Raw genomic sequence first — 13,880 nt, 5'->3', positions numbered from 1 at the left:
ATGCTGTTGATGATCGACAACTACGACAGCTTCACCTTCAACCTCGTGCAGTACCTGCAGATGCTGGGCGCCGAGGTGAAGGTGGTGCGCAACGACGCGCTGGGCGTGGAGCAGATCGCCGCGCTCCATCCTTCGCACATCGTGGTGTCGCCGGGGCCGAAGACGCCCGACGACGCCGGCGTGTCGCTGGAGGTGATCCGCCGGCTCGGACCGTCCATCCCCATCCTCGGCGTGTGCCTGGGCCACCAGAGCATCGGCCAGGTCTATGGCGGCGACGTGATCCGCGCCGGCAACATCATGCACGGCAAGACCTCGCAGATCCGCCATGAAGGCAAGGGCGTGTTCGCCGGCCTGCCGGACCGCTATGAGGCCACCCGCTACCACTCGCTGGTGGTGGACAAGACCACGCTGCCGGCCGCGCTGGAAATCACCGCCTGGACCGAGAACGCCGACGGTTCCATGGAGGAGATCATGGGCCTGCGCCACCGCGAGTATCCGGTGGAAGGGGTGCAGTTCCATCCCGAGTCGATCCTCACCCAGCACGGCCACGCGCTGATGAAGAACTTCCTGGACCGCACGTGCTGACCGGAAGCGAGCAACTGCGCCTGTTCGTGGTGATGCTCGGCGGCCGCCATGCGCGCGCCAATACCGAGCTGCACGACGTGGTGTTCGCGGTGGCGCCGACCATCGAGCAGAGCCATGCGCAGCTGCGTCAGCAATGGTTCGGCGAGAAGGCCGGGCTGCACATCGATTCGTGGATGACGGTCGATGGCGTCGAGCAATGGCAGGTGCGCCTGTCCGCCGACGCGCCTGCCGCCGGCCTGCCGCGGCTCTACTTCGTCAACCTCGGCGGCTATGTCGCCGGCGAGTTCGGCGAGGCGCACCGTTACCTGCTGGTAGTCGCCGCCGACGCGGTCGAAGCCAAACGCAAGGCCTTGGCGCAGGCCGGCGCGGAGTGGATAAAGCCGCACCGCGACGCCCTGCTCGAGGTGGACGGCTGCCTGCCCGTGGGCCCCATCGGCGGCCTGCACGTGCACCTGGTTCCCGGCGCCCATGCCGGCATCCGCTGCCAGAGCGACTACATCGTCATTTCCTGATCCTGGAGTTGTCATGACCATCACCGCGCAGGAAGCCCTGCAACGCACCATCGAGCACCGCGAGATCTTCTACGACGAGATGGTCGACCTGATGCGGCAGATCATGCGTGGCGAGGTGTCCCCGACCATGACCGCGGCCATCCTCACCGGCCTGCGCGTCAAGAAGGAAACCGTCGGCGAGATCGCCGGCGCGGCCACGGTGATGCGCGAGTTCGCGCTGCCGGTGGCGGTGGCCGACAAGACCCACCTGGTCGATATCGTCGGTACCGGCGGCGACGGCTCGCATACCTTCAACATCTCCACCTGCTCGATGTTCGTGGTCGCCGCGGCCGGCGCCAAGGTGGCCAAGCACGGCAACCGCAGCGTGTCGTCCAGGTCCGGCAGCGCCGACGCACTGGAAGCGCTGGGCGCGGTGATCGAGCTCAGCCCGGAGCAGGTGGCGCGCGCCATCGAACAGACCGGCATCGGCTTCATGTTCGCGCCGATGCACCACCCGGCGATGAAGGTGGTGGCGCCGGTGCGCCGCGAGATGGGCGTGCGCACCATCTTCAACATCCTCGGCCCGCTGACCAATCCGGTCGGCGCGACCAACATCCTGATGGGGGTGTTCCATCCCGACCTGGTCGGCATCCAGGCGCGCGTGCTGCGCGAGCTCGGCGCCGAGCGCGCGCTGGTGGTGTGGGGCCGCGACAACATGGACGAGATCTCGCTGGGCGCCGGCACCCTGGTCGGCGAGCTGCGCGACGGCAAGGTACGCGAGTACGAAATCCATCCGGAGGATTTCGGCATCGCCATGTCGGCCAGCCGCAACCTCAAGGTCGCCGATCCGGCCGAGTCCATCGCCATGCTGCGCGGCGTGCTCGACGACCAGCCGGGCCCGGCCAACGACATCGTCGCGCTCAACGCCGGCGCCGCGCTGTACGTGGCCGGCGTGGCCGACAGCATCGCCGATGGCCTGGTGCGCGCGCGCGCCGCCATCGCCGACGGCAGCGCCCGCGCGCGCATGGAGCAGTACGTCGCCGCCAGCCGCGCGCTGGCCGGCTGATCCTTCCCTGTCCTTCACCCCCGCCGTACCGCCTTCCAGGAAAGCAGAACCATGAGCGACATCCTCAACACCATCCTCGCCCGCAAGACGCAGGAGGTGGCCGAGCGCAGCGCCCGCGTGCCGCTGGCCGAGCTGAAGGCGCGCGTGGCCGAGGCGTCGCCGGTGCGCGGCTTCGCCCACGCGCTGCAGGCGGCCATCGCCAACGGCGACCCGGCGGTGATCGCCGAGGTCAAGAAGGCCAGCCCGTCCAAGGGCGTGATCCGGCCGGACTTCCGTCCCGCCGAGATCGCGGTGAGCTACGAGTTCGGCGGCGCCAGCTGCCTGTCGGTGCTGACCGACGTGGATTTCTTCCAGGGCGCCGATGCCTACCTGCAGGAAGCGCGCGAGGCCTGCACGCTGCCGGTGCTGCGCAAGGATTTCGTCATCGACCCCTACCAGGTGGTGGAGGCGCGCGTGCTCGGCGCCGACTGCGTCCTGCTGATCGTCTCGGCGCTGGACGACCGCCAGCTGGCCGAGCTGTCCGACCTGGCGATGACCCTGGGCATGGACGTGCTGGTGGAAGTGCACGACATCGACGAGCTGGAACGCGCCATCCAGGTGCCGGTGCCGCTGTTGGGCATCAACAACCGCAACCTGCGCACTTTCGAGGTGTCGCTGGACACCACACTGTCGATGCGCGACGCGGTGCCGCGCGACCGCCTGCTGGTCACCGAGAGTGGCATCCTCGGCCCCGCCGACGTGAAGACCATGCGCGAGGCCGGCGTCAACGCCTTCCTGGTCGGCGAGGCCTTCATGCGCGTCGAGGAGCCGGGCGAAGGCCTGCGTCAGCTATTCTTCAACGCATGACCCCGCCCTATCCCGTTCCCCGCGACGACGCGCAACTGGTCGTCTTCGATTTCGACCACACCCTGTACGACGGCGATTCCGGCAGCCACCTGTTCGCCTGGCTGATCCGGCGCAACCCGCTGCGCATGCTGGCGGCGCTGCTGATCACGCCGCTGTTCGGCCCACTGGTGGCGCTGCTGCCGACGCGCCGCTTCGGCATTTCCGGTTACGTGTGGATCGCGACCTTCGGCCTGCACCGGGCGCGGGAGTTCAACGGCATCATCGACCAGTACGTGCGCACCCACGAGGCCGACATCCGCGCCCGGCTGCTGCCGCAGGCGCTGGAGGTATTCGCCGCGCATCGCCGCGCCGGCGACCGGGTGGTGGTGGCCACCGGCGCGCCGCCGGAACTGGCGCGGGCCATCCTGGCCTTCGTCGCGCACCAGGACGTGCCGGTGATCGGCAGCGAGGTGGGGCCGCGCCTCGGCGCGATGGGCGCCACCCGCCACTGCCACAACGAAGAGAAGATGCGCATGCTGCGCGAGCGCGGCTATGGCGACATCGCCATCGCCTATTCGGACAGCACCGCCGACCTGCCGCTGCTCAAGGCGGCGAAGGCGCCGGTGGTGGTCAACCCCAAGCGCTCGCGCGTGGACTATTTCCGCAGGGTGCTTCCGGCCGGCACGCCGGTGTTCAACTGGGGCTGCGTGGATCGCGGCGGCGACAAGGCCTGACGGCTGCGCTTGGGTCGGCTCAGGCCAGCCAGCCGCGGAGCGCGTGGCCGATCTGGAACAGGCTGATCGAAAGCACCAGCACGCCCACCGCGATCAGCACCCAGCGTTCCTTGAGGCGCTTGACCAGCAGCGCCGCCACCGGCGCGGCCATCATGCCGCCGACCAGCAGGCCGGCGACGATGGACAGGTGCTGCAGCCCCATCGACAGCAGGAAGGTGGCCGAGATCGACAGGGTGACCACGAACTCGGCCGCGTTCACCGTGCCGATGGTCGTGCGCGCCTGGCCGCCGCGCGCGAGCAGGGTCGAGGTCGCCACCGGCCCCCAGCCACCGCCGCCGCTGGCGTCGAGCAGGCCGGCGAAGAAGCCGAGCACCGGCACCCGCTGCACTTCGCGCCGGGGCGTGAAGCGGCCGGCCGCGCGCGCCAGGATGAAGACCGCCAGCGCCAGCAGGTACAGGTAGATGAAGGGGCGGATGAGTTCACTGGGCAACTGCGTCAGCACATAGGCGCCGAGCGCGCCGCCGACCGCGCCGGGCAGCGCCAGGCGCAGGAACAGCCGCCGGTCGACATTGCCGGCCACCAGGTGCGACACGCCGGACGCGCCGGTGGTGAACACTTCGGCCGTATGGATGCTGGCGCTCACCGCCGCCGGCGGCAGCCCCATGCTCAGCAGCACCGACGAAGACACCAGCCCGAACGCCATGCCCAGCGCGCCATCGACCAGCTGCGCCCCGATCCCGATCAGGATGAACCAGTAGAACTCGCTTCCAAATTCCATCAGTGGAGACTGCTGGGTAAGGAAGGGAACCGTCAAGGCAGCTGGACTGCCCGCAGCGCCAGACTCCGGGGCTCGCGAAGTCATGGTTCCGCTGAAGCAGCCCCCTTTGGTAAAGGGGGCGCGCCGACAGGCGCGGGGATTTGGAGGCCGGTGAGCTGGGGTCCAAAGTTTGCTGTGCAAACTTTGGGGCTGAAAGCGCGCATGCGCGCTTTCAGCGCGTCCCGTAAAGCACGATGGTCTTGCCGCGCGCGTGCAGGATGCCGTCGGCCTGCAACTTCTTGAGCACGCGGCCGGCCATTTCGCGCGAGCAGCCGACCAGGCGCGCGATCTCCTGCCGCGACACGCGCAGCTGGGTGCCCTGCGGGTGGCTCATCGATTCCGGCTCGCGGGCCAGGTCGTGCAGGGTGCGCACGATGCGGTCGGTCACGTCCAGGAACGCAAGGCGGCTGGCCTTGCGGCTGGTATGCAGCAGGCGCCGGGAAATCTGCGAGCCGATGGCGTACAGCAGCTTGGGCGCGTCGCTGGACAGCGGGCCCAGGAACAGCTGGTGCAGCCGCTCGTAGCTGATCTCGGCCAGTTCGCAGGGGGTGCGGGTGCGGAGGATGACCTCGCGCTTGTCCGATTCGATGAACAGGCCCATTTCGCCCACGAACTCGCCGGCGCCGAAGTAGCCCAGCACCAGCTCGCGGTCCTCGTCCTCCTCGGCGATGATGCTGACCGAGCCGCTGACCACGTAATACATGGTGCCGGCCGGGTCGCCCGGGCGGAACACGTCAGTGCGGGTCGGGTAGCGGCGGCGGTGGCTGTGGGCCAGGAACCGGTCGATGGTGGCGATGTCCAGGGCCAAGGGGCTGGAGGCGAGGCGCACGGTAGGCACGGTATTGGCGATCCCTGGACTCATGATGACGTTCATGTGGGTGTTTTATGAACTTGTCTTAACGGGCAAGCTTAGCGAGGCCGACCATAAGGGGCAAACGGCGGCTGGCCGCGCACGTTTCGCCGGGGGGCGGTTTGCCCCATAATTGCCCCCTTTCCCACCACTCACAGGACCGACCGCCGTGGTCAAGCCGTTGCCTCGCCTGAGGCTGCAGGGTTTCAACAACCTCACCAAGGCGCTGAGCTTCAACATCTATGACGTCTGCTATGCGCGTACCGAAGAGGAGCGCCAGCGTTACATCGAGTACATCGACGAAGAATACAACGCCGATCGACTCACGCAGATCCTCACCGATGTGGCCGAGATCATCGGCGCCAACATCCTGAACATCGCGCGCCAGGACTACGACCCGCAGGGCGCGTCGGTGACCATCCTCATCTCCGAGGAACCGGTGATCGACAAGAAGGCCGCCGGCAAGGAGCTGATCTCCGACGCCGTGGTCGCGCACATGGACAAGAGCCACATCACCGTCCATACCTACCCCGAGACCCACCCGCAGGAAGGCATCGCCACCTTCCGCGCCGACATCGACGTCGCCACGTGCGGCGTGATTTCGCCGCTGAAGGCGCTGAACTACCTGATCGAGAGCCTCGAGTCGGACATCGTGATCATGGACTACCGCGTCCGTGGCTTCACCCGCGACGTGAAGGGCAAGAAGCACTTCATCGACCACAAGATCAACTCGATCCAGAACTTCCTGGCCAAGAACATCAAGTCGCGCTACGAGATGTTCGACGTCAACGTCTACCAGGAAAACATCTTCCACACGAAGATGCACCTGAAGGACTTCGACCTGGACCAGTACCTGTTCGAGGAAAAGGCCAAGAACCTGTCGTTCAAGGAACGCATGAAGATCGAGGCGCTGCTGCGCCGCGAGATCGAGGAGCTGTTCCACGGCCGCAACCTGGCCGAGTGACGGTTACGTGCGGTTCGGGTGCCGGTTGCTAGCCTCGCACCCCTGAAACACACGGCGGGACGGCCCGCCCCATGGCGCGATCCATGGACCACAGCCGACGGCGGCCCGGTGCTCACGCAGCACCGGGCCGCTTCTTTTTTGCCCGAAACCAAGGAGGAAACCCCATGGCCTGGATCTATCTGCTGGTCGCCGGTCTGTTCGAAGTCGTCTGGGCGATCGGCCTGAAGTACACCGAAGGCTGGACCCGGCTGTGGCCCAGCGTGGGCACGCTGGCCGCGATGGCCATCAGTTTCTGGTGCCTGTCGCAGTCGCTGAAATCGATCCCGATCGGCACCGGCTACGCGATCTGGACCGGGATCGGCGCGGTCGGCGCCGCGGCGCTGGGCATCCTGCTGTTCGGCGACAGCGCCTCCTGGCCGCGGCTGCTGTGCATCGGCCTGATCGTGTGCGGCGTGATCGGCTTGAAGGTGGTTGGGTAGTCCTGGCCGCGTCGCGGCCAGGACCCCCAAGGTTTGCTGTGCAGACCTTGGCCCCCACTCCGGGCCGGCCTATCCCCGCAGCTGTCGCCGCGCCCCTTAACAAAGGGGGCTCTGCTCCAGAAGGAACTGAAGGAGGAGCAGAAAGTGGCGTCAGAGCAGCCAGGCGTGGTCCTGTCCGCGGCGCGGTCAGGACCCCCATGGTTTGCTGTGCAAACCTTGGTCCCCATTTCGGGTCCTACCTATTCCCGCGACTGTTGCCGCGCCCCTTGGCAAAAGAGGGGTCTGCTCCAGAGGGATCTGGAGCAGGGAGGGAAGGGTCAGAGCCGGTAGGCGATGGTTTTCATGGCCCTGGAGGCCAGGGCCATCACGGCCGGGATCGGTGGCGGCAGGATGCGCGCGCCGGCGTGTTCGGCATGGTCGGCGTGGCGCGCCTCGTCGATCTTCATGACCTTGAGGATCTCGCGGCTGCGCTGGTCGGCCGGCGGCAGGGTTTCCAGGTGCTCGTCCAGGTGGGCCTCCACCTGGCGTTCGGTTTCGACCACGAAGCCCAGGTTCCAGCCATCGCCGCGCAGCCCGGCGAGCGTGCCGATGGCATAGCTGCCGGTATACCACAGCGGGTTGAACAGGCTGGGGCGGCTGTCCAGCTCGCGCAGCCGGTCCGCGCACCAGCTCAGGTGGTCGGTCTCCTCTTGGGCGGCTTCCAGCAGGTGCGCGCGGGTGGACGGGTCGCGGGCGACGGCCGCCTGGCCGAAATACAGCCCCTGCGCGCAGACCTCGCCGACATGGTTGATGCGCATCAGCCCGGCGGCATGGCGCCTTTCATCGGGTTCCAGCACGACATCCGGCGTGTCGCCGGCCGGGTTGGGGCGGCTGGCGGGCGGATTGCCGAACACCGTGTCCAGGGCGCGCTGGGCCTCGGTCAGCAGGCGGTCCAGGGGCGTGAAGGCGCGGTCGGTGAGCATGACGTCCAGGCAGGGTGGGGTAGCCGGATTCTCGCCGCTGTGCTTCGGGCTGCCAAGGCCGGGCGGGCGGCAACTTGCATGGGGCGGTCGCGGCCAGTACAATCCCGCCTCTTGTGTTTCACCTTCACAACGCGTGGCAGAGTTCCGGCAGTGCAGCGCCGCAATGAGCCCGACCTAACCTGAGTTCTTTCATGAGCACTTTCACCGCAAAGAACGAGACCGTCCAGCGTGACTGGTATCTCGTCGACGCCTCGGGCAAGACCCTGGGCCGTCTGGCCACCGAGCTGGCCCGCCGCCTGCGTGGCAAGCACAAGCCGGTCTACACCCCGCACGTCGATACCGGCGACTACCTGGTTGTCATCAATGCAGAAAAGATTGCCGTCACCGGCAAGAAGCTGCAGGACAAGCAGTACCACCGCTTCACCGGCTACATCGGCAACCTGAAGACCGAGACCCTGGCCCAGGCGCTGGAGCGCCACCCGGAGCGCGTGATCGAAATCGCCGTCAAGGGCATGCTGCCAAAGGGTCCGCTGGGCCGCGCCATGTACCGCAAGCTCAAGGTCTACGCCGGCGCCGAGCACCCGCACGCCGCCCAGCAGCCGCAAGTTCTGGATATCTAATCATGGCTATCACGCAAAACTACGGCACTGGCCGCCGCAAGTCCTCCACCGCCCGCGTGTTCCTGCGCAAGGGTTCGGGCAACATCACCGTCAATGGCCGTCCGCTGGACGAGTTCTTCGGCCGTGAGACCGCGCGCATGATCGTGCGCCAGCCGCTCGAGCTGACCAAGAACACCGAAAGCTTCGACGTCATCGTCACCGCCACCGGCGGCGGCACCACCGGCCAGGCCGGTGCGATCCGCCTGGGCATCGCCCGCGCCCTGGTCGAGTACGACGAAGGCCTGAAGTCCGAGCTGCGCAAGGCCGGCTTCATGACCCGCGACGCCCGCGAGGTCGAGCGCAAGAAGGTCGGTCTGCACAAGGCCCGCCGCGCCACCCAGTTCTCCAAGCGCTGATCCATCGCGCCTGGTCCGGGGCCTTTCGGGGCCCCGCTGGGAATACAAAAGCCCGGCTTCGGCCGGGCTTTTGTCGTTCAGCGAGGACGATGGCTGCTGAGGGCGCGCGCCGTCGCCGGGGCGGTCGCATCGCCGGCAAAAGAAAAGGCCTGATCGCTCGATCAGGCCTTTCGTATGTGGCAGCCCCGGAAGGATTCGAACCTCCGAATGCCTGAGTCAGAGTCAGGTGCCTTACCGCTTGGCGACGGGGCTATGTGGGCGTGGATTATCGCATGGCGGGGCGGTGGAGGCCATATTCCCCGGGAGGCGGGATGCGTTCCATTAAAAAAGGACCAGATCGTTCGATCTGGTCCTTGGTGTCTGGCAGCCCCGGAAGGATTCGAACCTCCGAATGTCTGAGTCAGAGTCAGATGCCTTACCGCTTGGCGACGGGGCTGTGGCTGTCGAGAGCTGGGCTCCCGCTCCCTTGGTGGCTATGGGTGGACTCGAACCACCGACCCCAGCATTATGAGTGCTGTGCTCTAACCGGCTGAGCTACATAGCCTCAGGGAGCCCGCAATTCTGCGTATCGCCGGCTTGCCTGTCAACTCTTTTTTCCGCGCTTGTGGCAATGCGGCGGCCATGGCAGAGTCCAAGCCAGTAGAAATTTTTAGGAGTCCGCATCGTGATCGATCCGGACGGCTATCGACCGAACGTCGGCATCGTGCTGATGCGGGAAGACGGGCAGGTGTTCTGGGCACGACGCGTGCGCCGGGATGGCTGGCAGTTCCCGCAGGGCGGAATGAATTCCGACGAGACGCCGGTCGAGGCCATGTATCGCGAGCTGCAGGAAGAAACCGGCCTGTTGCCGGAACATGTCGAAGTGCTCGGGGCGACCCCGGGCTGGCTTCGCTACCGCTTGCCCAGCCGCGCCATCCGCCGTACCGAGAAGCAGGTCTGCATCGGCCAGAAGCAGGTCTGGTTCCTGCTGCGCCTGACCGGCGACGAGGCCCATGTGCGCCTGGACCATACCGAGGCCCCCGAGTTCGACCATTGGCGCTGGGTGGATTTCTGGTACCCCGTCGAGCATGTGGTCATGTTCAAGCGGGGGGTCTACGCGCGGGCGCTGCGGCACCTGGCGCCGTTGGCACGCGGGATCGCCGGGCAGGGCGTGACGGCGATGCCGAAGAGCGCCCAGGAGGCCTGGATGCCGGGCCATGCGGCGGGCCACGAGCGCCCGCGCAAGCGTCCGCGCAAGCGCGGCTATTGGCCGAAGAAGGTGCAGGGCGAGGGACCGACGGCCTAGCGGGTTGCCGGATCGAGAACGATTCAGCATTTTGATTGACAATCGTTCTCGTTTTCGCTGGAATGGGCACCGGCCACTCCCGGCCGGTCCTGCCGAACGCCTCCCCGTGTACGTCTGCATCTGCAACGGTGTCACCGACCACCAGATCCGCGAAGCCGCCGACAATGGCTGCAGCTCGGTGGCCGAGCTGACGATGCGTACCGGCTGCGGCTCCAACTGCGGTTCCTGCCTGGAGATGGCGGGCGAGCTTCTTGCCCGGGCGCGCGCCGTGCACGACCTGCCGCTGCCCATGCTGGGACTGGCGAAGGTCGCCTGAGCCCCAGCGCCCTGCGCCGCGCGGGCGTGGCGAACGCAGTGGGGTAATTCCGAAGGTTCCGGGCACCTGCCGGCTGTCGCTGCAGTGCACTTTTCCTGCTTGAGCAGGCGGCGTCCAGCGATGGGCCTGCTCTGTGCGCGTGATGACAATGGCTGCAGCCGTCCTTGATGGATGCGGGCGTCGCCCGCAATCGATCACAACGGCCACGGTGTGCTGCCGCGAGGCCGCATGGATCAATGCGTACGATTCGCGTTCCTTCATCACGGTGCGCCTGGCGGTACAGTGCGCGCGTTCAACGCGTGCAGGAGCAACCACATGAAAGGCGACGCCAAGGTCATCGAATTCCTCAACAAGGTGCTCTACAACGAGCTGACCGCGATCAACCAGTACTTCCTGCACGCCAAGATGCTGAAGAACTGGGGCCTGAAGGAGCTGGCCGAGCACGAGTACAAGGAATCCATCGACGAGATGAAGCATGCGGACGCGTTGTCCGACCGCATCCTGTTCCTCGAGGGGCTGCCGAATTTCCAGGCGCTGGGCAAGCTGCGTATCGGCGAGAGTCCGGTGGAGATCCTGCGCTGCGACCTGGCGCTGGAGACCTCGGCGGTGGCGGTGCTGCGCGAGGCGGTGGCCTACGCGGAGAGCATCGGCGATTACGTCAGCCGCGAGCTGTTCGTGAAGATCCTCGATTCCGAGGAAGAACACATCGACTGGCTGGAAACCCAGCTGGACCTGATCGAGCGCATCGGCGAGCCGAACTACCTGCTGACCAAGCTGGACGACTGAGCGCCAGCGGCGGCGCCGTGCATGGCGCTGCTGGATTCATGCCGCGTCGAGCGCGGATTCCGAAGCAGGCCGCCGTTGGGCGGCCTGCTTCGCATGAGCCTTCCCGCGGACATTGCTTCGCGTAAGAAGCCAGGGGTTCAGGCCCGCATCGCTTGTCCGCTGTGCATGCCGATTGATAGCCGATCAGCGCCAGTCGCGCGCGGGCGAAAGCGCAGCCTGCCCCGCGCTGCGGCCCGCATGCGCCTTCCCGCAGACATTGCTTCGCGCAAGAAGCCGGGGGTTCAGGCCCGCATCGCTTGTCCGCTGTGCATGCCGATTGATAGCCGATCAGCGCCAGTCGCGCGCGGGCGAAAGCGCGGCCTGCCCTGCGCTGCGGCCCGCATGCGCCTTCCCGCAGACATTGCTTCGCGCAAGAAGCCGGGGGTTCAGGCCCGCATCGCCTGTCCGCTGCGCATGTCCGATTGATAGCCGATCAGCGCCAGTCGCGCGCGGGCGAACTCGGCGATGATCAGCGCGACCATCACCGCCGGGCGCTCGAGCCGGCCGGCGCGAGCGGCCAGTTCGACGCGGCGCGCCGCGGCCGACAGGGCGAGGGCGCCGACGTTGGCGCTGGCCGATTTGAGGCTGTGCGCCAGTTCGCGCAGCTGGTCCAGGTCGGGCGTGACCGCGGCTTCCTGCAACTGGCGCACGAGCGGCGTGGCGTCGTCGAGGAACACGTCGATGATGGTCGCGGTCTCGGCGCCGGCGATCCCGCGCAGTTCGTCCAGCACCTCGCGGTCGAGCACGGGCAGGGCGGTGGCCTGCGCCGCCGATGCCGGCGCTTCCTCGGGCGCGGCAGGCGTCGCCGGCGGGCTTTCGATGCCGGCATCCTGCATCGGCCTGCACCAGCGCAGCAGGCAGGCCTGCAGGCCCTCGCGCGAGATGGGCTTGGACAGGTAATCGTCCATTCCCGCATCCAGGCAGCGCTGGCGGTCGCCGGCCATGGCGTTGGCGGTCATGGCGATGATGGGCAGGCGCACGGCGCCGGCAGCGGCCTCGTGTTCGCGCCAGCGGCGGGTCGTGGCATAGCCGTCCAGGACCGGCATCTGGCAGTCCATCAGGACCGCCTGGTAGGGCGCGGCATGCAGCCTGTCCAGCGCGAGCTGGCCGTTGATGGCGGTGTCCACCTCGCAGCCGAGGACGGCCAGCAGTTTCTGCGCGACCAGCAGATTGACCGGGTTGTCCTCGACCAGCAGCACCCGCGCGCCGGCCAGCCCGGCGCCGCTCTCCGGTGATGCCGGAGCGGAAGGCATCGGTGCCGCCGCGGCGGACGGGGGCCGGGCGGCGGCAGGCGTCGTGACCGGCTCGGACAGGGCCGCACGCAGCGCCGCATCCGGTGCCTGCCGCGACACCACGCGCGGGCTGTCGTGCAGCTCGGCCGGCAGCGGCGCATCGCCGTGCAGCCAGACCAGTCGGTGGTCGCCGCCGGCGCGCTGCAGCGCCGCCACCCCCAGGCGCAGCGATGGCAGGTCGCCGATGACGGCGTGCCAGTGCTGTGGCGTGCCGGCGCCGCGCAGCAGGTCCAGCGCTTCCTGCACGGTATCCACGCTGCGTATGTCCAGGCCCCAGTTCGGCAGGACCAGTTCCAGGCGCTGGCGCAGGCGCGCATCGGTGGAGACCAGCAGCACGCGCGGCTGGGCGCCGTGCGCCGGCGCGCGCAGGTCGCCGATCACCTTCAGCAGCGGGATCTCGAACCAGAAGGTGGAGCCTTTGCCGGGGACGGAGTCCAGGCCGATCCGGCCGTGCATCAGGTCGATGATGCGCTTGCAGATGGCCAGGCCCAGGCCGGTGCCGCCGTACAGGCGGGTGGTGGAGGCGTCGGCCTGGGTGAAGGCGCTGAACAGGCGTTCCTGCTGGTCGGCGTCGATGCCGATGCCGGTGTCGCGCACTTCGAAGCGCAGCAGGTGCTGGGCATTGGTCTCGCCCATCCGCCGCACGTGCACCTGGATGCCGCCGCGCTCGGTGAACTTGATCGCGTTGACCATCAGGTTGCTGAGGATCTGCCGCAGGCGCACCGGGTCGCCGCGTACCGCCAGGCGCACCGCCGGGTCGAGCACCAGGGCGATGTCCAGGCCCTTGTGTTCGGCCGAGCGCTGCATCAGCTGCAGCAGCGAATCGAGCAGTTCGCGCAGGTTGAAGGTGGTGATCTCCAGCTCCAGCCGCTGCGCTTCGAGCTTGGAGTAATCGAGGATGTCGTCGACGATGCGGAACAGCGCGCGTGCGCTTTCGCTGGCGGTGTTGAGCATTTCGCGCTGCTCCGCGGCCAGCGGCCCCCGCGCGACCATCTCCAGCATGGGGATGATGCCGTTGAGCGGGGTGCGGATCTCGTGGCTCATGGTGGCCAGGAACTCGCCCTTGGCCAGCATCGCCGCCTCGGCGTCCTGCTTGGCCCGCAGCAGCTGCTGCTCCAGCTGGACATGGCGCTGCTGTTCCTGGCGCAGGCGCTGCAGTTCGCGCTCGTTGTCGCGGGAACGCTGCGCGAACACCTCGGAGGTATCGGCCAGCGCGCGTGCGGCGAGCGCCGCCAGCAGCGCGCACAGGCAGGCGAGCGCGGCCAGGGCCGTGGCGACGAGCTGTGCGGGTGCCGGCGCTGGCAGCCACGGCGCCGCGCCAGCGGCCACCGCGAGCATCGCGGCGGCCATGGCCCAGCGGTTCGCCGCGCGCAT

16 protein-coding genes and 3 tRNA genes are annotated in these 13,880 nt (G+C 67.8%); 12 read left to right on the top strand and 7 right to left on the bottom strand.

From position 1 onward, the window contains the following. Genes AC06FP_RS02640 through AC06FP_RS02620 form a run of 5 tightly spaced genes read left to right on the top strand, consistent with a single transcriptional unit; the run spans nt 1 to nt 3,701 of the window. Nucleotides 1-585, top strand: a complete 585-nt coding sequence (locus AC06FP_RS02640; protein WP_478074379.1) for an anthranilate synthase component II — start codon at nt 1-3, stop codon at nt 583-585. Next, nucleotides 579-1,097: a DUF1543 domain-containing protein gene (locus AC06FP_RS02635; protein ID WP_478074378.1), complete on the top strand. Its 519-nt coding sequence runs from the start codon at nt 579-581 to the stop codon at nt 1,095-1,097. Before AC06FP_RS02640 ends, AC06FP_RS02635 begins: the two co-directional genes overlap by 7 nt. A 13-nt stretch (nt 1,098-1,110) precedes the next feature. Further along, nucleotides 1,111-2,142 (top strand): anthranilate phosphoribosyltransferase, encoded by a 1,032-nt coding sequence (gene trpD, locus AC06FP_RS02630; RefSeq protein WP_478074377.1) that lies wholly within the window; start codon nt 1,111-1,113, stop codon nt 2,140-2,142. Between the two features lie 51 nt (nt 2,143-2,193). Beyond that, complete coding sequence (trpC, locus tag AC06FP_RS02625; RefSeq protein ID WP_478074376.1) at nt 2,194-2,988, top strand: indole-3-glycerol phosphate synthase TrpC; 795 nt, start codon at nt 2,194-2,196, stop codon at nt 2,986-2,988. Beyond that, on the top strand, nt 2,985-3,701 hold the full coding sequence (locus tag AC06FP_RS02620) for a haloacid dehalogenase-like hydrolase (RefSeq protein WP_456117217.1): 717 nt from the start codon (nt 2,985-2,987) through the stop codon (nt 3,699-3,701). Before trpC ends, AC06FP_RS02620 begins: the two co-directional genes overlap by 4 nt. A gap of 19 nt (nt 3,702-3,720) precedes the next feature. Here the strand turns inward: AC06FP_RS02620 and AC06FP_RS02615 are convergent, their stop codons facing one another. Both AC06FP_RS02615 and crp read right to left on the bottom strand, forming a co-directional pair. Next, nucleotides 3,721-4,479 carry a sulfite exporter TauE/SafE family protein gene (locus AC06FP_RS02615; RefSeq protein ID WP_478074375.1) on the bottom strand — a complete coding sequence of 253 codons (759 nt, stop codon included), beginning with the start codon at nt 4,477-4,479 and terminating at the stop codon, nt 3,721-3,723. 211 nt (nt 4,480-4,690) lie between these two features. Beyond that, nucleotides 4,691-5,380: a cAMP-activated global transcriptional regulator CRP gene (gene crp / locus AC06FP_RS02610; protein WP_456117215.1), complete on the bottom strand. Its 690-nt coding sequence runs from the start codon at nt 5,378-5,380 to the stop codon at nt 4,691-4,693. 157 nt (nt 5,381-5,537) lie between these two features. Here crp and speD point away from each other — a divergent pair, with 157 nt between their 5' ends. Together speD and sugE are read left to right on the top strand one after the other, a co-directional pair. Continuing rightward, the gene (speD, locus tag AC06FP_RS02605) at nt 5,538-6,332 is read left to right on the top strand and encodes an adenosylmethionine decarboxylase (protein WP_054667806.1); all 795 of its coding nucleotides are present in this window, start codon (nt 5,538-5,540) and stop codon (nt 6,330-6,332) included. Between the two features lie 164 nt (nt 6,333-6,496). Continuing rightward, complete coding sequence (sugE, locus tag AC06FP_RS02600) at nt 6,497-6,811, top strand: quaternary ammonium compound efflux SMR transporter SugE (protein WP_456117214.1); 315 nt, start codon at nt 6,497-6,499, stop codon at nt 6,809-6,811. A 317-nt stretch (nt 6,812-7,128) separates the two neighbouring features. Here sugE and coq7 read toward each other — a convergent pair whose 3' ends face one another. Further along, nucleotides 7,129-7,773, bottom strand: a complete 645-nt coding sequence (coq7, locus tag AC06FP_RS02595; protein WP_478074374.1) for a 2-polyprenyl-3-methyl-6-methoxy-1,4-benzoquinone monooxygenase — start codon at nt 7,771-7,773, stop codon at nt 7,129-7,131. A 191-nt stretch (nt 7,774-7,964) separates the two neighbouring features. Here coq7 and rplM point away from each other — a divergent pair, with 191 nt between their 5' ends. Continuing rightward, a complete protein-coding gene (gene rplM / locus AC06FP_RS02590) occupies nt 7,965-8,393 on the top strand; it encodes a 50S ribosomal protein L13 (protein ID WP_433852639.1) in 429 nt (142 codons plus the stop codon). Nucleotides 8,394-8,395: 2 nt separating this feature from the next. Further along, on the top strand, nt 8,396-8,788 hold the full coding sequence (rpsI, locus tag AC06FP_RS02585) for a 30S ribosomal protein S9 (RefSeq protein ID WP_054667799.1): 393 nt from the start codon (nt 8,396-8,398) through the stop codon (nt 8,786-8,788). 177 nt (nt 8,789-8,965) lie between these two features. Here rpsI and AC06FP_RS02580 read toward each other — a convergent pair. From AC06FP_RS02580 to AC06FP_RS02570, 3 genes are all read right to left on the bottom strand, one after another. Beyond that, nucleotides 8,966-9,040 (bottom strand) — tRNA-Gln (locus tag AC06FP_RS02580). Nucleotides 9,041-9,149: 109 nt separating this feature from the next. Continuing rightward, nucleotides 9,150-9,224 (bottom strand) — tRNA-Gln (locus AC06FP_RS02575). Between the two features lie 31 nt (nt 9,225-9,255). Then, nucleotides 9,256-9,332 (bottom strand) — tRNA-Met (locus tag AC06FP_RS02570). A 120-nt stretch (nt 9,333-9,452) separates the two neighbouring features. On the opposite strand from AC06FP_RS02570, the gene AC06FP_RS02565 reads away from it, so the two are divergent. The 3 genes from AC06FP_RS02565 to bfr all read left to right on the top strand — a co-directional run bounded on the left by AC06FP_RS02565 (nt 9,453) and on the right by bfr (nt 11,175). Then, nucleotides 9,453-10,073 carry an RNA pyrophosphohydrolase gene (locus AC06FP_RS02565; RefSeq protein ID WP_433852638.1) on the top strand — a complete coding sequence of 207 codons (621 nt, stop codon included), beginning with the start codon at nt 9,453-9,455 and terminating at the stop codon, nt 10,071-10,073. 106 nt (nt 10,074-10,179) lie between these two features. After that, the gene (locus AC06FP_RS02560) at nt 10,180-10,389 is read left to right on the top strand and encodes a (2Fe-2S)-binding protein (RefSeq protein ID WP_456117212.1); all 210 of its coding nucleotides are present in this window, start codon (nt 10,180-10,182) and stop codon (nt 10,387-10,389) included. Nucleotides 10,390-10,704: 315 nt separating this feature from the next. After that, nucleotides 10,705-11,175, top strand: coding sequence for a bacterioferritin (gene bfr / locus AC06FP_RS02555; RefSeq protein ID WP_104939714.1), 471 nt, complete (start codon nt 10,705-10,707; stop codon nt 11,173-11,175). Between the two features lie 425 nt (nt 11,176-11,600). Here bfr and AC06FP_RS02550 read toward each other — a convergent pair whose 3' ends face one another. Then, nucleotides 11,601-13,880 carry a hybrid sensor histidine kinase/response regulator gene (locus AC06FP_RS02550; protein WP_478074373.1) on the bottom strand — a complete coding sequence of 760 codons (2,280 nt, stop codon included), beginning with the start codon at nt 13,878-13,880 and terminating at the stop codon, nt 11,601-11,603.

The sequence above is a fragment of the Stenotrophomonas sp. Steno-Z2 genome (assembly GCF_056393235.1).
The sequence above is the reverse complement of the archived record's forward strand: the minus strand, read 5'-3'. Positions and strand labels throughout refer to the sequence as shown.